At 71.8% G+C, this 19367-nt stretch carries 21 protein-coding genes; 13 read left to right on the top strand and 8 right to left on the bottom strand.

Translation table 11 applies throughout. The features are described 5' to 3' along the window. Nucleotides 1-137 precede the first annotated feature (137 nt). Genes ACWD0F_RS39100 through ACWD0F_RS39055 form a run of 10 tightly spaced genes read left to right on the top strand, consistent with a single transcriptional unit; the run spans nucleotide 138 to nucleotide 9509 of the window. Nucleotides 138-914, top strand: a complete 777-nt coding sequence (locus tag ACWD0F_RS39100; RefSeq protein WP_449885638.1) for an ABC transporter ATP-binding protein — start codon at nucleotides 138-140, stop codon at nucleotides 912-914. Further along, nucleotides 911-1708 carry an ABC transporter ATP-binding protein gene (locus ACWD0F_RS39095; protein WP_449885635.1) on the top strand — a complete coding sequence of 266 codons (798 nt, stop codon included), beginning with the start codon at nucleotides 911-913 and terminating at the stop codon, nucleotides 1706-1708. The genes ACWD0F_RS39100 and ACWD0F_RS39095 overlap by 4 nt, the downstream gene beginning before the upstream one ends. Then, a complete protein-coding gene (locus ACWD0F_RS39090; RefSeq protein WP_449885632.1) occupies nucleotides 1705-2595 on the top strand; it encodes a branched-chain amino acid ABC transporter permease in 891 nt (296 codons plus the stop codon). The genes ACWD0F_RS39095 and ACWD0F_RS39090 overlap by 4 nt, the downstream gene beginning before the upstream one ends. Further along, nucleotides 2588-3682: a branched-chain amino acid ABC transporter permease gene (locus tag ACWD0F_RS39085; protein ID WP_449885629.1), complete on the top strand. Its 1095-nt coding sequence runs from the start codon at nucleotides 2588-2590 to the stop codon at nucleotides 3680-3682. Before ACWD0F_RS39090 ends, ACWD0F_RS39085 begins: the two co-directional genes overlap by 8 nt. Beyond that, nucleotides 3672-4949: an ABC transporter substrate-binding protein gene (locus ACWD0F_RS39080; RefSeq protein WP_449885626.1), complete on the top strand. Its 1278-nt coding sequence runs from the start codon at nucleotides 3672-3674 to the stop codon at nucleotides 4947-4949. Before ACWD0F_RS39085 ends, ACWD0F_RS39080 begins: the two co-directional genes overlap by 11 nt. A 2-nt stretch (nucleotides 4950-4951) precedes the next feature. Further along, complete coding sequence (locus ACWD0F_RS39075; RefSeq protein ID WP_449885623.1) at nucleotides 4952-5713, top strand: ABC transporter ATP-binding protein; 762 nt, start codon at nucleotides 4952-4954, stop codon at nucleotides 5711-5713. Beyond that, nucleotides 5710-6384: an ABC transporter ATP-binding protein gene (locus ACWD0F_RS39070; RefSeq protein ID WP_449885621.1), complete on the top strand. Its 675-nt coding sequence runs from the start codon at nucleotides 5710-5712 to the stop codon at nucleotides 6382-6384. The genes ACWD0F_RS39075 and ACWD0F_RS39070 overlap by 4 nt, the downstream gene beginning before the upstream one ends. A gap of 4 nt (nucleotides 6385-6388) precedes the next feature. Then, entirely contained in the window at nucleotides 6389-7246 is an 858-nt protein-coding gene (locus ACWD0F_RS39065; protein ID WP_449885618.1) for a branched-chain amino acid ABC transporter permease, read from the top strand. Continuing rightward, entirely contained in the window at nucleotides 7243-8247 is a 1005-nt protein-coding gene (locus ACWD0F_RS39060; protein ID WP_449885616.1) for a branched-chain amino acid ABC transporter permease, read from the top strand. The genes ACWD0F_RS39065 and ACWD0F_RS39060 overlap by 4 nt, the downstream gene beginning before the upstream one ends. Beyond that, nucleotides 8244-9509 carry an ABC transporter substrate-binding protein gene (locus ACWD0F_RS39055; protein ID WP_449885613.1) on the top strand — a complete coding sequence of 422 codons (1266 nt, stop codon included), beginning with the start codon at nucleotides 8244-8246 and terminating at the stop codon, nucleotides 9507-9509. Before ACWD0F_RS39060 ends, ACWD0F_RS39055 begins: the two co-directional genes overlap by 4 nt. 10 nt (nucleotides 9510-9519) lie before the next feature. Here ACWD0F_RS39055 and ACWD0F_RS39050 read toward each other — a convergent pair whose 3' ends face one another. The 4 genes from ACWD0F_RS39050 to ACWD0F_RS39035 all read right to left on the bottom strand — a co-directional run bounded on the left by ACWD0F_RS39050 (nucleotide 9520) and on the right by ACWD0F_RS39035 (nucleotide 13704). Beyond that, entirely contained in the window at nucleotides 9520-11277 is a 1758-nt protein-coding gene (locus ACWD0F_RS39050) for a hypothetical protein (RefSeq protein WP_449885611.1), read from the bottom strand. After that, nucleotides 11274-12176: a protein phosphatase 2C domain-containing protein gene (locus ACWD0F_RS39045; protein ID WP_449885609.1), complete on the bottom strand. Its 903-nt coding sequence runs from the start codon at nucleotides 12174-12176 to the stop codon at nucleotides 11274-11276. Before ACWD0F_RS39045 ends, ACWD0F_RS39050 begins: the two co-directional genes overlap by 4 nt. Nucleotides 12177-12205: 29 nt before the next feature. After that, nucleotides 12206-12889 (bottom strand): vWA domain-containing protein, encoded by a 684-nt coding sequence (locus ACWD0F_RS39040; RefSeq protein WP_449885606.1) that lies wholly within the window; start codon nucleotides 12887-12889, stop codon nucleotides 12206-12208. Nucleotides 12890-13101: 212 nt separating this feature from the next. Next, a complete protein-coding gene (locus tag ACWD0F_RS39035) occupies nucleotides 13102-13704 on the bottom strand; it encodes a TetR/AcrR family transcriptional regulator (protein ID WP_449885603.1) in 603 nt (200 codons plus the stop codon). A gap of 72 nt (nucleotides 13705-13776) precedes the next feature. Between ACWD0F_RS39035 and ACWD0F_RS39030 the strand changes: the two genes are divergently transcribed. From ACWD0F_RS39030 to ACWD0F_RS39020, 3 genes are all read left to right on the top strand, one after another. Beyond that, nucleotides 13777-14595: an MBL fold metallo-hydrolase gene (locus ACWD0F_RS39030; protein ID WP_449885601.1), complete on the top strand. Its 819-nt coding sequence runs from the start codon at nucleotides 13777-13779 to the stop codon at nucleotides 14593-14595. A gap of 84 nt (nucleotides 14596-14679) precedes the next feature. After that, a complete protein-coding gene (locus ACWD0F_RS39025; protein WP_449885599.1) occupies nucleotides 14680-15045 on the top strand; it encodes a hypothetical protein in 366 nt (121 codons plus the stop codon). Nucleotides 15046-15237: 192 nt separating this feature from the next. Then, a complete protein-coding gene (locus tag ACWD0F_RS39020; RefSeq protein ID WP_449885597.1) occupies nucleotides 15238-16416 on the top strand; it encodes a PstS family phosphate ABC transporter substrate-binding protein in 1179 nt (392 codons plus the stop codon). A 46-nt stretch (nucleotides 16417-16462) separates the two neighbouring features. Here the strand turns inward: ACWD0F_RS39020 and ACWD0F_RS39015 are convergent, their stop codons facing one another. The 4 genes from ACWD0F_RS39015 to ACWD0F_RS39000 all read right to left on the bottom strand — a co-directional run bounded on the left by ACWD0F_RS39015 (nucleotide 16463) and on the right by ACWD0F_RS39000 (nucleotide 19090). Beyond that, nucleotides 16463-17428, bottom strand: a complete 966-nt coding sequence (locus ACWD0F_RS39015; protein WP_449885594.1) for a LysR family transcriptional regulator — start codon at nucleotides 17426-17428, stop codon at nucleotides 16463-16465. 130 nt (nucleotides 17429-17558) lie between these two features. Then, nucleotides 17559-17732 (bottom strand): hypothetical protein, encoded by a 174-nt coding sequence (locus ACWD0F_RS39010; protein WP_449885591.1) that lies wholly within the window; start codon nucleotides 17730-17732, stop codon nucleotides 17559-17561. Continuing rightward, nucleotides 17729-18766 carry an acyl-CoA desaturase gene (locus ACWD0F_RS39005; RefSeq protein ID WP_449885588.1) on the bottom strand — a complete coding sequence of 346 codons (1038 nt, stop codon included), beginning with the start codon at nucleotides 18764-18766 and terminating at the stop codon, nucleotides 17729-17731. Before ACWD0F_RS39005 ends, ACWD0F_RS39010 begins: the two co-directional genes overlap by 4 nt. 18 nt (nucleotides 18767-18784) lie before the next feature. Beyond that, nucleotides 18785-19090: a UBP-type zinc finger domain-containing protein gene (locus ACWD0F_RS39000; RefSeq protein WP_449885585.1), complete on the bottom strand. Its 306-nt coding sequence runs from the start codon at nucleotides 19088-19090 to the stop codon at nucleotides 18785-18787. Nucleotides 19091-19367 lie beyond the last annotated feature (277 nt).

Here is a 19367-nt window from a genome sequence, read left to right as displayed (position 1 = left end):
TGTGATCTGCCGTTGTGCGGCTGCACAACAAGCCCCGGGCCGCGGTGGGCAGCGCGCCTGATTTCACCGTGGCATCTGGACGACGGTGCACGTCAGCGGTTTGGGTGAGCCGACATGGGGTCTTGTGAGGACATCGAATGGCGGAGCTGACAGTCGACGATCTCGTAGTGGACTACGGTCCCGTCCGGGCTCTGGACGGGGTCTCCATGCGCGTTCCGTCCGGCTCGGTCGTCGCCGTGCTCGGCGCGAACGGCGCGGGCAAGACGACACTGCTGCGTGCCGTGTCGGGAACGCTCCGATTCCAGCGCGGCCGGGTGGCCAGGGGCACGATCGGCCTCGACGGCGCGCGCGTCGACGGGGTGCCCGCCGCCACCGTGGTCCGGCGGGGCGTCACGCACGTGCCCGAGGGCCGCCGCGTGTTCGCCCGCATGACGGTGGAGGAGAACCTGCGCGCGGGTGGCCTGGGCACCCCGCGCCGGGCCGCGAGCCGGGCCAGAGGGCGGGTACGCGAGTTGTTCCCGGTCCTGGCCGAGCGGGCCCACCAGCGTGCGGGGCTGCTGTCGGGCGGCGAGCAGCAGATGCTGGCCATCGGCAGGGCGCTGATGGCCGAGCCGTCGGTCCTGCTGCTCGACGAGCCGACGCTCGGCCTGGCGCCGCAGATGGCGGCCAGGATCGCCGCGACGATCAAGACGATCAACGAGGCGGGCACCTCGGTGCTCCTCGTCGAGCAGAACGTCGCCACGGCGCTGTCGCTGGCCTCCTACGCGTACGTGCTCGAGGTCGGCTCGGTCACGCTGGAGGGGCCCGCGGCCACGCTCGCGGACAGCGACGAGGTCAGGCGCCGTTACCTGGGCGTCGGCGAGGAGACCCCGGCCCTGGAGGCCAGGGCCGGGTTGTCGAGGTGGTCCGCGTGACCACGACATACCAACTGGACGGTACGCCCGTGCTGGAGGCCCGCGACGTGACGGTCCGCTTCGCGGGCCTGACCGCGCTCGACGGCGTCAGCTTCACGGTCGAGCCCGGCACGGTGCACGCGATCATCGGGCCCAACGGAGCCGGCAAGTCCACCTGCTTCAACGTGTTGTCCGGGGTCTACAAAGCCACCTCGGGCAGCGTGCGGTTCGGCCGGGACGAGCTCACCGCCCTGCGCCCGCACCAGGTGGCGGCGCTCGGCGTCGCGCGCACCTTCCAGAACATCGCGCTCTCGCCCCGCCTGCCGGTGCGGGACAACCTGCTGCTGAGCCGTCACCGGCTCACCCGCGCCGGCTTCGTGTCGGCCGGGCTCGGCCTGCCACGCGCCCGCCGCGAGGAGCGCGCCCACACCGCCAGGGTGGCGGAGATCGCCGAGTTCGTCGGGATCGCCGGCCTGCTGGCCACGCCGGTCGGCCTCCTCCCGTACGGCGTGCAGAAGCGGGTGGAGCTGGCCAGGGCGCTGGCGATGGAGCCCCGGCTGCTCCTGCTCGACGAGCCGGTCGCCGGGATGAACAGCGGCGAGCGGGTGGAGATGGCCGAGCTGATCGTGTCGGTCAAGGAGAGCCTGGGGATCTCCATCCTCCTGGTCGAGCACGACATGGGCATGGTCATGCGGCTGGCCGACCGGGTCACCGTCCTCGACTTCGGCCGCCGCATCGCCGACGGCCCGCCCGCCGAGGTGCAGAACGACCCCAAGGTCATCGGCGCGTACCTGGGCACAGAGGAGGTTGTGTGATCACGTTCCTGGAGCTTCTCGTCAACGGGATCTCCATCGGGGCCGTCTACGCGCTGATCGCGCTCGGCTTCGTCGTCATCTTCAAGGCGACGGAGGTGGTCAACTTCGCGCACGCCTCGCTGCTGCTGGCCGGCGGCTACGTGGTGGCGCGGCTGCACCCGTACGTCGGCTTCTGGCTCGCCCTGCTGATCGGCATCGCCGCGGCCGCGATCATCGGCGCGCTGGTGGAGTTCCTGGTGATCCGCCGGTCCAAGGCGGGCTCGCACAGCGTGCTGGCCATCGTGACCATCGGCGTGGACATCGTGCTGACCACCGAGCTCACCCGGCGGATCGGCACCGAGGTGCTGGCCATGGGCGACCCGTGGGAGTCGCGCGTGCTGCACATCGGGGGGATCACGATCGCCGAGACCAGGATCGTCGCGCTGGTCACCGCCGGCGTGCTGATCGGGGCCTTCCTGCTGGCGTTCAAGTTCACCGGCTGGGGGGTGGCGATGCGGGCCACCGCCGAGGACCCCGAGACCGCCGCCCTCATGGGGGTGCGGCTGGGCCGCATCTCGCTCAGCGCCTGGGCGGTGGCCGGCGCCCTGGCGGCGGTGGCCGCGCTGTTCCTGTGCGTCTTCCCCACGCCGGGCCTGGACCGCAGCTCCTCCCTGGCCGCGCTCAAGGCCTTTCCCGCCGCCATACTCGGCGGCCTCGACTCCACCACGGGCGCCCTGGTCGGCGGCCTGATCGTGGGCGTCACCGAGGCGCTGATGACCGGCTACCAGAACGACCTGTCCTTCCTGGGCAGAGGGATCGGCGACGTCGCGCCGTTCCTGATCATGATCGTGGTCCTGCTGCTGCGGCCCGCGGGCCTGTTCGGGACCAAGGAGCTGGCCCGTGTCTAAGATCATCGGCCTGTCCGCCGTCCTGCTCGTCTTCGTGGCCGTCCCCTTCTACCTGGAGGGCTTCTGGCTGCAGGCCGGCCTGTTCGCCATGTCGGCCGCGATCGGCGCGATCGGCATCAACCTGCTGACCGGCGCCACCGGGCAACTCTCGATGGGGCACGCGTTCTTCCTGGCCGTGGGCGCCTACGCCTACGTGTACTTCGCCGCCGAGCCCACCCGCACCCTGGGCGGCCTGGGTCTGCCCACCCCGCTGGCCGCGGTGCTCGCCGTCGTGGTCGCCGGGGCGGCGGGCGGGTTGTTCAGCCCGATCGCCGGCCGGCTCAAGGGCGCCTATCTGGGCATCGCCACGCTGGCGCTCATCTTCGGCGGCCAGCACCTGCTGTTCAACGCCGAGCCGGTGACGGGCGGGTTCAACGGCCGGGCCGTGCCGGCCATGGAGATCTTCGGTCTCACCTTCGCCGACGCGCCCGAACTGGTCATCGCGAACGTGCCGTTCGGGGTGCTGGAGCGGCTCTGGTTCCTGGGCGGGCTGGTGCTGCTCGGGGCGGCGCTGTTCGCCCGCGGGGTGCTGCGCGGCCGTCCGGGGCGGGCCATGAACACCATCCGCGACCACGAGATCGCGGCCGGGGTGATGGGCGTGCCCGTCACCCGCTACCGGGCCGGCGTGTTCGTGTTGTCGTCCATGTACGGCGGCCTCGCGGGCGTGCTGCTCGCCCTGGTCTTCCAGCGGACCGTGCCGGACTACTTCGGCATCCTGCTCTCCCTCGACTACCTCGCGATGATCGTGATCGGCGGGCTCGGGTCCGTGGGCGGCGCGGTGATCGGCGCCGTCGTCGTCTCGCTGCTGCCGCACCTGCTCACCCGCTACAGCGACGCCATCCCGCTGGTGGCCGCGCCGGGCTCGGCCGGCGTCTCCCCGTCCGAGGCCGCCCGCATCCTGTACGGCGCGGTCGTGGTCACCGTCGTGCTCTTCCTCCCGGGCGGCCTGCTGGGCCTGCTCCGTTCGCTTCGCCGGCGGTTGTCCGGCCTCCGCTTGTCCCTGTCACCCACTCCGTCCCCCGACACCAGGAGCTCACATGTCCCGTAACCGCACGGCCGCCCTGGCCGCGCTCGTGGCGCTGGGGCTGGCCGCCACCGCCTGTGCCAGCGACAAGGCCACCGGTGGCGCCGCCTCGGCGCCCGCCACCGCCGCCGGCGACGGCGTCAAGACCGGCCCCGGCGTGACCGCCGACACGATCGGCCTCAGCCTCCTCACCGACCTGACCGGCCCCTACGCCTCGCTCGGCAAGAGCCTCACCCAGGCGCAGCAGCTCTACTTCGAGCAGATCAACCAGGCGGGCGGCATCTGCGGGCGGAAGATCGAGACCATCGTGCGCGACCACGGCTACGACGCGCAGAAGGCGATGGCCTCCTACGCCGAGGTCGCGCCGAAGACGGCCGCGATCCCGCAGTTCATCGGCTCGCCGATGGTGACCGCGCTGAAGGAGAAGATCACCGCCGACAAGATCCTCACCCTGCCCATGGCGTGGGCGACCGGCCTGCTCGGCAGCGAGGCCATCCAGGTCACCGGCACCACGTATGACGTCGACATGGTCAACGGCGTCGAGTTCCTGACGAAGGAGAAGGGCATCAAGGCCGGCGACAAGATCGGTCACCTGTACTTCGAGGGCGACTATGGCGAGAGCGCACTCGCCGGGTCCAAGTACGCCTCGGACAAGCTCGGGCTCTCCCTGGTCGAGCAGAAGATCAAGGCGACGGACCAGGACATGACCGCCCAGGTGGCGGCGTTCAAGAAGGCGGGGGTCAAGGCCGTGCTGGTCTCGGTCGGCCCGCGCCAGGCCGCCTCGCTGGTGGGCGTCGCCCTGGCGGGCGGCATGGACGTGCCCTTCGTGGGCAGCAACTCCGCCTACAGCCCGCAACTGCTGGCGACCCCGGCGGCGCCCGCGCTGCTGAAGGACTTCTACTACGTGACCGCGGGCGCGCCCATCAGCGCGCCGCTGCCCGCCTACCAGAAGCTCATCACCGACTACCAGGCCAAGTACGCCGGCCAGCCCCTGGACAGCGGCGTCGCGGCCGGCTGGACCGCGGCCATCATCGTCGGCGACGCGCTGCGCAAGGCGTGCGAGGCCAAGGACCTCAGCCGGGAGGGCATCGTCGCGGCCCACCGGGGGCAGAAGGCGTGGGAGGCCGGGCTGGGCGGGACGCCCATGGACTTCAGCGTCTACGACCAGCCCGCCTCGCGCTCCTCCTACATCGTCAAGCCGGACAAGAACGCGGTCGGCGGCGCGACGATCTTCAAGGAAGCGGCCGTGTCCGACCTGGCCAAGGGATACTCCGTGCCGCCGGCCGGCTGATCGTGGCCGCGTTACTGGAGGTCGGCGGGCTCACCGTGCGGTTCGGCGGGGTCGCCGCCCTGTCGGGCATCGATCTGTCCGTCCGGCAGGGTGAGCTCCTGGGGGTCATCGGGCCCAACGGCGCGGGCAAGAGCACCTTGTTCGACTGCCTGACCAGGCGGTGCGGGCCGCAGGAAGGCTCGATGCGCCTCGGCGGCGAGGACCTCACCCGCCTGCCCGCCCACCTCGTGGCCGAACGCGGCATCGCCCGTACCTTCCAGAACACCGCCCTGTTCCCCGGCCTGTCGGTGCGCGAGAACGTCATGACCGGCGCGCACCGGCACGGCCGGGCGGGGTTCTGGGCCGCGGCGCTCGGCCGGGCCACGGGCGAGGAACGGCGGCTGCGGGCCATGGCCGACACGCTGCTGGACCGGTTCGGCCTGGCGGACTACGCCGACCATCCGGCCGGCGGCCTGCCGTACGGGCTGACGAAACGGGCCGAGATCGCGCGGGCGCTGGCGTCCGGCCCGCGGCTGCTGCTGCTCGACGAGCCCGCGAGCGGGCTCGCCCCCGGCGAGGTGCCGGCGCTCGCCACCCTGATCAGCCAGATCCACCGCGAAAGCGGCGTCACGATCATCGTCGTGGAGCACCACATGGACTTCGTTCTCGCACTGTGCCGCCGGATCGTCTGCCTTGAGCTGGGCCGGAAGATCGCTGACGGCCCGGTCGGCGCGGTCCGGCAGGACCCGGGCGTCATCGCCGCCTGCATGGGGGTGGTCCGGTGAGCGGCCTCGACGTGCGGGGGCTGCGCGCCGGCTACGGCGCGGCCCGGGTGCTGCACGGCGTCGACCTCGTCGCCGGCGACAACGAGATCGTGGTGCTGCTCGGTCCCAACGGCGCGGGCAAGACCACGCTGCTGCGCGCGCTGTCCGGGCTGGTCGGCGGGCGCGGGGCGGCCACCCTCGACGGGGTCGCGCTGCTGGGCCGCGCGCCCGAGGAGATCGCCAGGCTCGGCGTCGCCCACGTCACCCAGGAGGGCGGCACGTTCGGGCCGCTCACCGTGGAGGAGAACCTGCGCGTCGGGGCACAGGCCCGCCGGCGGCCGCGCGGCGGCGTCAGCGAGGACGTGGCGCGGGTGTTCACCTACTTCCCCGTCCTCCAGGCGCACCTGGGCCGGCCCGCCGGCACGCTGAGCGGCGGGGAGCAGCGGATGCTGGCCATCGGCCGGGCGCTAGTGGCCAGGCCGCGGCTGCTGCTCCTGGACGAGCCCACGCGCGGCCTGGCGCCGCAGGCCAGAAGCAGGTTGTTCGGCACCATCCACGCCATCAACAGGCACGAGGGAACCATCATGATCATCGTCGAGCACAACGTGGCGGCGGCGCTGGAGGTGGCGCACCGGGCCTATCTCGTCGAGTCGGGCCGGATCGCCGACCTGCGGGCCCGCCGGGGGTGGTGACCAGGTGTTCTTCCAGCAGATGATGGAAGGGCTGGGCGCGGGCGCGGGATACGCCGCCCTCGCGCTGGCCCTGGTGCTCACCTACCGGTTCACCGGCATCGTGAACTTCGCGCAGGGCGAGCTGGCCATGCTCGCCACCTACGTGGCCTGGCAACTGGTCGACTCCGGCATGCCGTACTGGGTGGCGCTGCCCGTCACCGTCGCCATCGCGTTCCTGGCCGGAGTCGTGACCGAGCGGGCCGTCATCCGGCGGGTGGAGAAGGGCGCGGGCGAGACCGCGCTCGTGGTGACGACGATCGGCCTGTACGTCCTGGTGAACGCGATCGCCGCGCTGGTGTGGACCTCGGCCCTGCGCTCCTTTCCCAGCCCGTTCCCCGACGGCCCGGCCGGGGCCGCCGCGCTCGCGGCCGCGTGCGTCGCCGGGCTGGTGCTCGGCGCGGTGGCCCTGCTGGTCCGCCGCACCGGCCTCGGCCTGGTGATGCGCGCCGTCGCCGCGGACCCGCGTTCGGCCCGGTTGTCGGGGGTCCGGGTCGGACGCGTGCTGGCCCTGGGCTGGGGCGCCGCCTCGGCCGTCGGCGCGGTCTCCGGCGTCCTGCTCGCTCCGATCCTCTTCCTGGAGCCCTCCATGATGACCGGCGTGCTGGTCTACTCCTTCGCCGCCGCCACGCTCGGCGGCTTCGACAGCGCGCTGGGCGCGGTCGCCGGCGGGCTGATCGTCGGCGTCACCGAGACCCTGGCGGGCACGTACCTCGGCTTCGTCGGAGCAGATCTGAAGATCGCGGTGCCGCTGGTGCTCATCGTCGCGGTGCTGCTCCTGCGACCGCAGGGCCTATTCGGCTCGGCGCCCGTGGAGCGGGCGTGAACACGGTCGCGGCCGGTCACCGCAGGCTGCCCGTCGGTCAGGTGGCCGGTGACCGGCGGCAGACGTGGCCGTGGCGGCGCGCCGGGCTGGGCGCGGTGGCGGTGGCCGCCGTGGCGCTGCCGTTCGTGCTGCCGCCGTACCCGCTGTTCCAGGCCACCCTGGTGCTGATCTACGCCATCGCGCTGCTCGGCCTGGACCTGGTGGTCGGGCACGGCGGGCAGATCTCCCTGGGCCATGGCGCGTTCTTCGGCGTCGGCGCGTACACGGCGGCCGTCATGATCGCGCAGCTCGGCCTGCCGTACCCGCTGACCCTGCCCGTCGCGGCGCTGCTCACCTTCGCGCTCGGCTGGGCGGCCGGGCTGCCCGCGCTCCGGCTGCGCGGCCTTTACCTGGCCATGGTGACCTTCGCGGTCGCCGTCGTGCTGCCGCCCCTGCTCAAACGCTTTCCGGCGATCACCGGCGGGGCGATGGGGATGCCCGTGGAGACCCCGCGGGCGCCTGTGCTGGACGACGACCAGTGGCTCTACTTCCTCGTGCTCGCGGTGGCCGTCACCGCGTTCACGGGCATCCGCAACCTGACGGCCTCGCGCGGCGGCCGGGCGCTCACCGCGATCAAGGAGCACCGGGCGGCGGCCGAGGTGCTCGGCATGCGCCCCGCCACCCACATGACGCACGCCTTCGCCTGGAGCGCCATGTACGCGGGCACGGCGGGCGCCCTCTACACCTGGACGGTCGGCTTCGTCTCCCCGGACTCCTTCACCCTCAGCCTGTCGATCACCCTGCTCGCCGGGGTGGTCATCGGCGGCCCGGCCACGCTGGCCGGGCCGCTGCTCGGCGCGTTCGTCGTGATGGGCGTGCCCGCCGTCGCCCAGGGGCTCAACCCCGCGGCCCCGGGCATCGTCTCGGGCCTGCTGATCCTCCTGGTCGTCTACGCGGCGCCCACAGGTCTCACCGGCCTGTTGCGCAAGGCCGCCTGGGGCGTGGTCGGGAGGCGCACGTGAAAGGCGGGCCGCTCACCCGGTGTCTCGCCGGGCTGCTCCTCCTCCTGGCGACGGGCTGCCGCCTGGCCGCCGGCGAGGTCACGCTCACCGGCGACTGCGCGGGGCAGGTGGCCACCGGGATCACCGACGCCTCCGTCAAGGTCGGCGGCATCTACCCGCTGTCCGGGCCCGCCTCCGCCTACGCGGCGGTCGCCCAGGGCGTCCGCGCCCAGTTCGACCACGTCAACGCGCGCGGCGGCGTCCACGGGCGGCGGATCGAGTTCCTCGTCCGCGACGACGCCTACCAGCCCGCCCGCGCGGTCGAGGAGGCCCGCCGCCTGGTGCTGCACGACCGGGTGTTCGCGCTGTTCCAGACGCTCGGCACCCCCTCGACGGCCGCCGTGCGCGAGTACGCCGGCCGGTGGGGGGTGCCGCAGGCGTTCGTCGCCACCGGCGCCACCCGGTGGGGCAGCGACACCGGGCGCCCCTGGACGATCGGCTTCCAGCCCAGCTACGTCGCCGAGGCCCGCGTCTACGCCCGCTACCTGGCCGAGGCCAGGCCCGAGGCCAGGGTCGCGGTGCTGTACCAGAACGACGACTTCGGCCACGACCTGCTCGACGGCTTCCGCCAGGCGATCGCCGGCACGTCCGTGCGGATCGTGACCGCGCTGAGCTACGAGGTGACCGACCCGAGCGTGCAGGGCCAGCTGGCCAACCTCGCCGCCTCCGGGGCCGACGTCCTGCTCGACGTCAGCACGCCGAAGTTCGCCGCCCAGGCGCTGGCCGCCGACGCGGCCATGACCGGCTGGAACCCGCTGCACATCGTCAACGGCGTGGCCGCCTCGCCCGCCGTCCTGAAGCCGGTCGGCTACCAGAACGTCCAGGGGGTCGTGAGCGCCGGGTTCCAGAAGGAGCCCGGCGCGCCGGAGTGGGCCGACGACCAGGGCATGCGCACCTACGTGGCCGCGATGGCACGGTACGCGCCCGAGGCCGACCCCGCCGGCCAGCAGACCGTCTTCGGCTGGACGGCGGCGCAGGCCTTCGTCAAGGCGCTCGAACATATGCGGTGCCCGTCCCGGGAGGGGCTGCGCGACGCGATGCGCGGCCTGGCCGACGTCGAGCTCGACCTGCTCCTGCCCGGCATCACGCTCTCCACGGGGCCCGACGACGGGTTCCCGATCGAGTCGATGCAGCTCACGCGCTTCGAGGGCGACCGCTGGGTCCGGTTCGGCAAGGTCATCGACACCCGCGCCGCGTTCGGCCCGGTCGAGCCGCATCCTTGAGGGCCGCGGCTCAGTCTCCGTCGTGGTAGACCATGGGCCCGACCGCGTGGTAGGCCGCCTTGGAGGCGTCTTTGAGCCACGGCACGGTGCTCGAACCGTTGCTGCGATTCGTGTAGATGGCCATGGTGTGGATCACATAACGGTGCGTGGACCCGGTCCAGCCGTACAACCGGGCTCGGAGCCAGCTACTCGAATGGCAGAGGCCGGAACCCGCGCCCTTCTTGGGGCAGACGATGCCCCAGGCCTCCGCGTAGGCGTCGCTGGTCCGCCCGTACAAGGTGTCGGCCCGGCTGTCGTTCTTCAACGGGACGACCCACACCGACACCATGATCCGCCTGTTCGCCGCCGCGTGGGGGTTGACGTAGACACCCTTGATCATCTTGCTGCAGTGCGCCTTGCGCAGGGCGCTGCGGACACTGCTGTTGTGATAGGAGTCCGGGCACTTGCCCGAACTGCCCGCCTTGAGGTTGTAGCGCACACCCTTGGCGCTCGTGAAGGAATCCGCGAGCAGCGCCCCCGTGGTGATCGGGGTCGGGTCGGTGCTCTGAGCATCGAGGTCGGCGGTGCTGAACGGATCTTCGGTGGGCTCCTCCGACGGCGACGGGGACGGCTCGGTGGAGGCCGACGGCCACGGGTCGGGGGAGTAGGTGGTGGAGGGCTCGGTGAACGCGGACGGCGTGCCGGAGGACGACAGGTACGAGCTCTCGGCGGCGGGGTCCACGGAGAGCACGGCCACCGTGGCCACCACGAGCGCCACGGCGAGCACCAGGCCGAGCACTCCCGCGCCGATGCCGAGGCCGATCTTCGTCGCGGGGGTGAGGCCGGGGCGAGGGTGCGGCGGTGACCCGGAGGCGAAGGGCGGTGCCGGGGGAAAGGGCGGCGGCAGCACGGCGGTGGGCGCTGCGGGCATGGTGGGCATGGTGGCGGCCGTGAGCGCGGCCTGTCGCAGTTGTACGGCCCACTGTCCCGGAAGGGGCCGCTCAAGCGGGGGCCGCTGCAGCGCCGCCGTCGCGAGGTCGGCCAGTGCGGTGCTGACGGCGGCCAGCGGGCCGAGGTGGGTGGAGGTCTGGTCGCGCGCGAAGACACGGATGACCAGCAGCGCGAACTTGTAGGCGTCGCTCTGCGGCGTGCCCTTCTGCTCGTCGGCGGGGATCTGCCAGTCCGGGGTCTCCACCTGGGGTAACGCCTCCGCGCCGGCCAGCCGCATCGCGTCGCAGTCGATGAGGAAGCACGCCGGTGACGCCTCGGTCGAGAACAGCAGGTTCTTGGGCGACAGGTCGCCCACGATGATGTCCATCGTGTGCAGGCGGGTGAGCGTGTCGGCCAGGTCGGCCAGCAGCAGCAGGCGGTCGCGTTCGCTGATCCGCAGGCCGATGCCGCCGACGTAGGCGTCGTCGTTGAGCAGGAACTCCCACGTGGCCAGTTTGCGCTCCGAGCCCGACAGGGTCCGCAGATCGAAGGAGAATCCGTAGGGCACGGACCGCATCAGGAAGCCGGTGACGACGCCGTCCTGCTCCACCAGCTCGGCGGGCCAGGCCGTCTTGTCGCACAACCACGCCGCGTCCCACCCCGGGAGCCGGCCGATCAGGCCCGTCATCGCGGTGAGGGCGGCGAGGTCGAGCCGGGACAGGACGTCGGGATCGTAGGCCTTGTACGCGACGTCCCACTGGCCGTTGATCTTGTGGTCGAGTATCTCGTGGACCGTCCCCTGGCCGCCCTGACCGAGGCGCCGGCCGAGAGTGAGGGTGACGCCGTTCGCCTGGATCATCGTGCCCCGCTCCGTGGCCACAGGGCCAGCAAGGTTCTGTCGTCGTCGAAGGTCTCCCGCGAGAAGTCGAGCAGGTGGGCCAGCCACGGCGGGGACGGCGGTGTGGCCAGGTGCTCGGCGAACAGCGCGCCGACCTGGCCGTCGCCGTCTCCGAGCGGATCGCCGAACCCGTCGGTCCCGATCAGGAACACCTCGCCGGGCACCACCGTGCCGGACCACTGCTCCAGCTCCGGCGGCACCCTGGGCAGGGCGGTGACCGAGCTGGGGACGACGTCTCCCTCGGTCTTCGCGCCGAACAGGGGACGGAACCGGGGCCCGGTCAGGTCGAGGGCCCAGGCGCCCGAGTCGCCGACCCGGAACAGGGACACCTCGATGCCGTCGGCCCCGGGGCGGGCCGTCCCCGCGACGAGGGTGGTGGCGAGAAGCTCCTCCACCTGTGCCAGGTCCGGCTCCTGCCGCGACATCGTGGCCGCCTGCCGGTGCAGCGTCCGCGCCGCGTGCCGGACGACCGCGGGGAAGTCGGGGCCGGGACGGCCCTCGCCGAGCTGGGCGTACATGGCCCAGACCGCCGCCCGGCACGCCTCGGCCGCGCCGATCGTCGCCGCCGTGGCGCTGGACAGCCCGTCGGCCACGGCGAACACCACGGCGCCCGACTCCTCATGGGCCACGGCGAAGGTGGCGTCCTGCCGGGGCTGGCGGTAGTAGCGGTGCCGTTCGCCCCGCACGGAAGCCGATCGGAGCGTCACCCGCGAGGTGGACCACCCGTCGCATTCGACGTCGGGGCACGTGCCTCCGAGCACGCGTGGTGGGGCCGGCTCGAACTCCAGGCCGGGGATGTCGATGACGACTCGTCGCCAGGGCTGGACGCGACCATCGGCTTGTGGTCGTACGCGCTGCACGTGACCGGCCTCCTGAGCTCGTGCCGCCGTCAGATCTCGTCGATCGCCAGGCGGAACTGGTCCGGCCGGTTCACGACGAGCTGCGGGTCGCCGCCGGCCAGGGCACGGCCGGATGCGACCAGGCTCGCCGTCAGCGCGTGGAAGAACTCCGCGATCGCCCTGCCGATGTCGGCGCTGGGCAGCGCGACGAAGGCGAACTCCCGGCGGGTCGCCACCTGCAGCATGGTGTCGGCCCGCGCCGACCCGATCCCGCAGGCGATGATGTTGGGCGCGAAGGGCGACACGTTCCGGTCGACGAGCGTCCGGTGCGGGTCGTGCCAGTGCCGGCCGTCCGTGGGCTGGCCGTCGCTCAGGAAGAACGCCACCGGACGGTGCACCTGGTAACCGTCGTTCTTGAGCATCCGCACGTCGTGGGGGATGCGCTGCGCCAGGTCGGCGAAGGCCGCACCATAGCTGGTCGCCCTGCGGACGGCGAGCTGCGGCAGCCTCTCGACCGTCCGCATGTCGCTCAGCCCCTGCCGTACCTGCACGTCGTCGGAGAACCCGAGGATCGCCAGCCGCACCTTCGCCGCGATCATCGGCTCCGCGCGTAATCCGTCGCACAGCGCCGCCAGCCCGCCGGACAGATCCTGGTAGTACGGGCCCATCGACGCCGACTCGTCCGCCACCACATAGGCGGGCAGCAACACGCCTCTCGCCTCGGCCACGCGCATCCACCGTTCCTCGGAGTCCGCCTCGCATCGCACACCCACCGAGCGATCGCCTTGATCATCGCCCGATGGTACGGTCACCTTAGCCTAAGTTTCGGTGCATTACTTAGATGGGGACATGCCGGGGCGGAAACGAGTCCGGCCACTACGTCCCTCACCGAACCCGGCCTCATCGTCGGCGAGATCCGCCGCCTCGTCGAGGCCGTGAACGAGCGCTAGTCCCGTTCTCCGGCCAGGAGGCGGGCCAGTGCGCGGCGGGCGCGGGTGGCGGCCAGCGGGTCGTGGTGCAGCCGCACGGCCTGCGCGGTGGCCAGGGCGACACCGTTGAGCTCGAACGCGAGCTGGCCGGGGTCGGTGTCGCGGGGGAGCTCGCCGGAATCGATGGCGGCGGCGAGCTCGTCCAGGACGTAGGCCGACCAGCGGGACAGGGCGGCGAGGACGGCGTCCCTGACCGGGCCGGGGCGGTCGTCGAACTCGGTGGCGACCGCGGTGAGGAGGCAGCCGCCGTGGTCGTCGGCCATGTAGTCGAACCATTCGCCGAACGCGCGCGCCAGCCGTTCGGCCCCCGGCCGCGCGCCCACCACCCGTGCGGGCACCCGCCGGACGAACCTGTCGGCGGCGGCGTCGATGACGGCCAGTTGCAGGGCCTCCTTGGTGCCGAAATGACCGATCACGCCGGCCTTGCTCATGTCCAGTGCGCCGGCCAGGCGGCCGATCGTGACACCTTCCAGGCCGTCGGCCGAGGCCGAGACCAGGGCGCACTCGACGATGCGGGTGCGGGTGGCGGCCGTTTCGACGACGGACTTGCGCGGGCTCATGAAGCGAGCATAACCTACCGATCGTTCGCCAAAAACTGACGAACGTTCGTACGCTAAAGAAAGGGTGCCGTCATGCGGATCCACCACCTCAACTGCGGATCGGTGCGCGAGATCGAGGCCACCTACGAGGGGCCGGCACCCGCGCACGCGGTCAACCACTGCCTGCTGATCGAGACCGACGCCGACGGCCTGGTGCTGGTCGAGACCGGCCTCGGCGTGGACGACGTGCGCGACCCCGCGGGCACCCTGGGAGCCGACTGGGTCGAGATGGCCCAGCCGCTGCTCGACGAGCGGGAGACCGCCATCCGGCAGATCGAACGTCTGGGCCACGATCCCGCCGACGTGCGGCACATCGTCGTGACCCACCTGGACGTGGACCACTGCGGCGGCCTGCCCGACTTCCCCGGCGCCCAGGTCCACGTCATGGCCGCCGAACTCGACGCCGCGCTGGCCGAGGCGCCCAGCTTCCGCTACCGCCCGGCGCACTGGGCGCACGGCCCGCACTGGGTCACCTACACCGTCGCCCGGCCCGCCGAGCAGTGGTTCGGATTCGACGCCCTGCCGGTGCAGGGGCTCTCGGGCATCCTGCTGATCCCGCTCGGCGGCCACACCCACGGCCACACCGGGGTGGCCGTCCGGGACGGTGACCGCTGGCTGCTGCACGCGGGCGACGCCTACTACTACCACCGCGAGCTCCAGCCCGACCCCCACCCGCACCCGCTGCTCGACTTCGTCCAGACCACCTCGGAGGTGCACCACGATCTGCGGCTCGGCTCCCACGCCCGGCTGCGGGAGCTGGTGCGCGACCACGGTGACCAGGTCAGCGTCTTCAGCGCCCACGACCCGTGGGAGCTGGCCCCCTTCGTCGAGCTCGCCGACACCGCGCCCTGATCCCCAGCACGACGCCGTGCGGCATCTGGGATATGAACGTGCTGCTTCCCCCACCGACCGCCTGCTGATGGGAAAAGAGCGCAGATGCTGACGGAGTTCTTACGCGACCAGTGCTTCACGACGGCGTGGTTCGGGCTGATGTCGTTCGTGTGGTTCGGCTGGTCCCAGGAGGACCCGCCCCGGCGCTGGCGGATCTGGCTGGGTGCGGGGTCGGTCCTGGGCGTCGGGATCGCCGTTGCTTTCGGGGTGCTGACCGCTGCGAACTGGGATCAGCCGAGTGCGCTGGCGGGAAAGTACGCCTGGTTCGGCGTCCTGGCCGCGCTCGGTGCGGTGGCACCACGCCTGCGCGGCACCACCACACCGGGCAGTCGAGTGGCCGGGCCGATCATGGGCGCGACCCTGTTGCTGAGCGCGGCGATCGGTGCGGTGATCGCGGCCCCAGGGCTATGAGGACGTCTGCCCCCCAGCCTGACTCGCCGAAAAGGGCAAAAAGCACAAAAGCCACCAATTCCTATTATCGGAAGTTTCTGGTGATCGAACTTTCTGTGAACGAATGGCGAGTCGCGGTCTTCGCGCAGCAGCAAGACGAGAATTGAACCAGTTTGGCCGAAGGGGGCGCGTCGGTGGCGCCTTTCCGACCGGATGGCACGCTGGGTCGGCGGCACACCGAACCAGGAGGCCGCCGAGCCCGAGTGGCACGGCGTGCGGATGGACCGGCTGGCGCTCAAACGCGGGCAGAAGGCCAAACTCGTCGTCGTGCTGCGGGAAGCCGGTCCCGGCGGTGACGACGACATCACCAAGATCGTGCACCACGTCGGCAAGCTCAAGGACGCCGGCCTGATCAAGGACGAGCGCCTGGCCCGCCGCCTCACGCTGCCGCGGGTCAGCACGACCCTGGTCATCCTGCTGAGCCTGGTCCTGGTGCTCAGCCAGCTTTCCCGGCCGCCCGGCCGATCCATCGCGTGCGCGTCCGGCGAGCTGCGGGTCGAGGGGTCGAGCGTGCTGATGTCCACGATGCGGGCGATCGCGGACGAGTACGCCAAGGTCTGCGGGGACGACGTCCGGATCACCACCCAGGCCAACGGGTCGCTGAGCGGCGTACGCGGTGCGCTGGAGTCCGATCCGGCGCGACCGGACGGGCTCATCGCGCTTTCGGACGGCAAGAGCAACTATCACGACCGGCTGCACGGGGAGAAGCTGGCGATCGTCGTCTACTACGTGGTGGTGAACAGCGGCGTCGGGCTCACCGCGCTGACCCTCGACGATCTACGCAAGATCAACAAGGGCACCTGGACGGACTGGAAGCAGATCCGCCCGGAGGGGCCGTCGCTGCCCATCCGGTTCGTCGGCCGCGGGCAGGCTTCCGGGACCCGGCACCTGTTCGAGGAGCGGGTGCTCGGCACCGGCGAGAACGTGCTCTCCTCCGACGAGTGCCTGGAAAAGGAGCGCAACCGCCGCGCACCCGTGATCCGCTGCGAACGCGACAACAACGCCGAGGTCCTCGACAAGATCAGCACGATCCCGGGGGCCATCGGCTATGCCGACGCGGCCTCGGTCGCGGACGCGCGCCGCGCGGGCAGCATCACGGCGCTGACCCTGGACGGCAAGGCGTTCGACGCCTCCACCGCGGTGGAGGCCGGCTACCCGTTCTGGACCGTGGAGTACCTCTACACCGGGAGCCGGCCGCCGGCGGGGTCGCTGACGGCGTCGTTCCTCCAGTTCGTCCGCACCCACAGCCTGGCCCGGGTGCGGCTGACCGAGGCCGGGTTCAGGCCGTGCGCGGGCACGGAGGGCCCGGTGGAGCTGTGCGCTCTGCGCTGACAGGTCACGGCCGGGCCGCACGCCGACCCTGCGGCTGTCAAGGCGATCAGCCGGTCGGATCGCCGTCGGGCAGGAGACCGGATGGCGCCGGTGGTGCGAGGGGAGGCTGAGCCATGGGTTCCAGCCACCCGAGCCGCTCGGCGAGTTGCCTGGCGCTGTCGATGACGGTGGCGATGTGGGGGGAGGGGTTGGCGTCGTGCCACAGGAGTGACCAGCGGTAGTGCATGGTGGGTTCGATCAGGGGCCGCCAGGTGGTGCCCGGCCGGTTGGAGGTGCGGAAGGAGGCGGGCACGCAGTGCACGCAGCGGTGCTGGAGTACGAGGTCGGCGGCGGCGCGGGTGCTTTCGACGGTGCCCTCGTAGATGGTCGGCGCGAACCCGGCCGAGCGGCACAGTTCGACGACGAACCGGTTGAGCTCCGGCGTCTGGGATTCCTCGCCGAGCAGCAGGAGCTCGTCGGCGAGGGCGGCGACGGGAACGCCGTCCATGCCCGCGAAACGGTGGTCGTCGGGCACCAGCACGCCGAGCGGATCGAGTCTGATCAGCTTGGATGCCACCTCTGGCCAGCTCTGCGAGGTGGGTCCGATGCCGATGTCCAGCCGCCCGTCGGCCAGCTGCCGATACTGCTCGGGGGTGCCCGCTTCGACTGAGTGGATCGTGAGATCGGGGTGGCCGCGCTGGAGTTCGCGCAGGATCTGCGGCATGGAGTCGTAGCCGGCGTCGATGATGCCGGCACGCAGCGTGGGCGCTGACGCGACGGCGTTGCGCGCGGCCTGCCCGGCGCGGCCCACATGATCGAGGATCTGGCGCGCCTCGACGAGGAAGGCCGTGCCCGACGGGGTCAGGGCGACGTGGTGGGTGTCGCGATCCAGCAGCCGCACCCCCAGCTCGCGCTCCAGCCGCTGGATCTGCTGGCTCAGCGCCGACTGCACGATGTGCTCGCGGGCGGCGGCCCGGCCGAAGTGCAACTCTTCGGCCAGCGTCACGAAATAACGCAGTTGACGTAACTCCATGCCCGCCACCCCTCCCCGAACCGGCGGCGCCGATCCAGGTCGTCTTCCTCCACTCTAGATGCCTGGTGAAATGTGGAGTCTTGGAGAAGCGTCGGCGCCATTCGCCGGGCAGGGGCGCCCGGCATGGTGATCAGTCCACGGAGGGGTCCTTGACCTTCCCGCCGGACTGCCGCAGATCAACCACGACCCGATCGGTCGTGCCTGCGCTCGGCCGGCGCCGGGTGGCGGTGGCGCGGCCGAGGAGCCGCCTGATCCAGCCCTTGAGCGCCTGTACCTTGTTGTTGATCTCCCAACGGAGACTCATCGCGACTTCCTTTCGCCGCTCGGCTCGGCCGTGCGGTGTTCTGCTGGGACGCGGGCTTGCGGAGGGCCGCCGGTTCGGTGGCGTTGGACGCGGTCGTGGCCGGGCCAGCGCACGTCACGTGCCCAGCCCACCCGCTCGAACAGGCGGATCACTCCGGCGGACGGGTCGATCTGGCCGCGGCGCAGGCCGTGGCGGGCACAGGTGGGCTCGCTGTGGTGGCCGTTGTGCCAGCTCTCGCCGAAGGACAGCAGGGCCAGCGGCCACAGGTTCGTGGAGCGGTCATGGCGGCGGGTCCTGAACGGCCTGCTACCGATCAGGTGGCACAGGGAGTTGACGCTCCAGGTGACGTGCTGCAGCAGCGCGACGCGGATCAGCCCGGCCCACAGGAACGCGGTCAGGCCGCCGTACAGGGTGCCGGTGATCGCCCACCCGGCCAGGAACGGCAGCGTCAGCGACACCACGCACAGTGCGGGGAAGGCGCGCGCGACCTTGGCCATGGCCGGGTCGGAGAGCAGGTCGGGCGCGTAGCGTGCGGCCGGGGTCTGGTCGGCGGTGAACAGCCAGCCCAGGTGGGCATGGGCAAGCCCCCGGAGCTGCCCGCGCAGGCCGGTGCCGTACCGGTAGGGAGAGTGTGGATCCCCCGGCCGGTCGGTGAAGGCGTGATGGCGGCGGTGGACGGCGACCCAGTCGATGACGTTGCCCTGGAAGCCCATCGACCCGGCGACCGCCAGGACGATCCGCAACCACGGCCGGGCGGTGAAGGAGCCGTGGGTGAGCAGCCGGTGGAAGCCGACCGTCACCCCCAGCCCGGTCACCACGTAGCTGACCGCGGCCAGCAGCAGATCGGTGAGCGCGACTCCCCGCCCCCACGACAGGAAGATCGCGACCCCGAGCGCGACGAACGGCAGCACGACGATCGCCGCCGTCAGCCCGATCTGCGCCTTGCCGGCCGGTGCGTGCTGCTCGGCCCCGGGGAACGGCGATACGCCGTCGTAGTCCTGCCGATCTCTCACCGGCTGTTCAGAAATGGTCATGGGTCTCTTTTCGTCGTTTCAGACAGTCCGCCGGTGCACGTAGCACCATCGCCAGGTCGACGCCGGCTCCAGGACCGCGACCACCGGGTGGTCGGTCTCCTGGTAGTGCGCCTTGGCGTGGCCGCCGCGCGAATCGTCGGAGCAGGCAACCCACCCGCAGGTCAGGCACACCAGCAACCTCGTCCAGGTCCGGCCGAGGGCCTGACATTCCTTGCATTCGGGCGGTCCGTGCTCCACGGCCCGGAGCATGTCGACGTGCCGGCAGCGCGGGGCCTGTCCGTTGAGGCCCGCGGTCACGATCGTTCCTTCGGCGTCCAGGGTCATCACGAGCCCCTCACGGTGACAGCGACGCAAGCTGCGCCGACGTGTCATCCACGAGTCAAGGTGATCGGCGAGCCGGCGGAAACGGGCAATCCCAGCTAGCCTCATCACCTGCGGCGATAGCGAGCCCGCGGTTGGCGGTCACCGTACGACGGGTCGCGGTTGCCTGAGCCCTCATCACCACAGCCGATGACCGTGCGGCGGGACCGTCCGGGAGCTGATGCCGCTCGCCGACGACCACACGGCGCGGTGAGGCAGTGCTTGCATCGTCTGCTGCTCG

Source organism: Nonomuraea sp. NPDC002799 (genome assembly GCF_053592075.1).
This window is presented reverse-complemented; position numbering and strand designations above follow the sequence as displayed.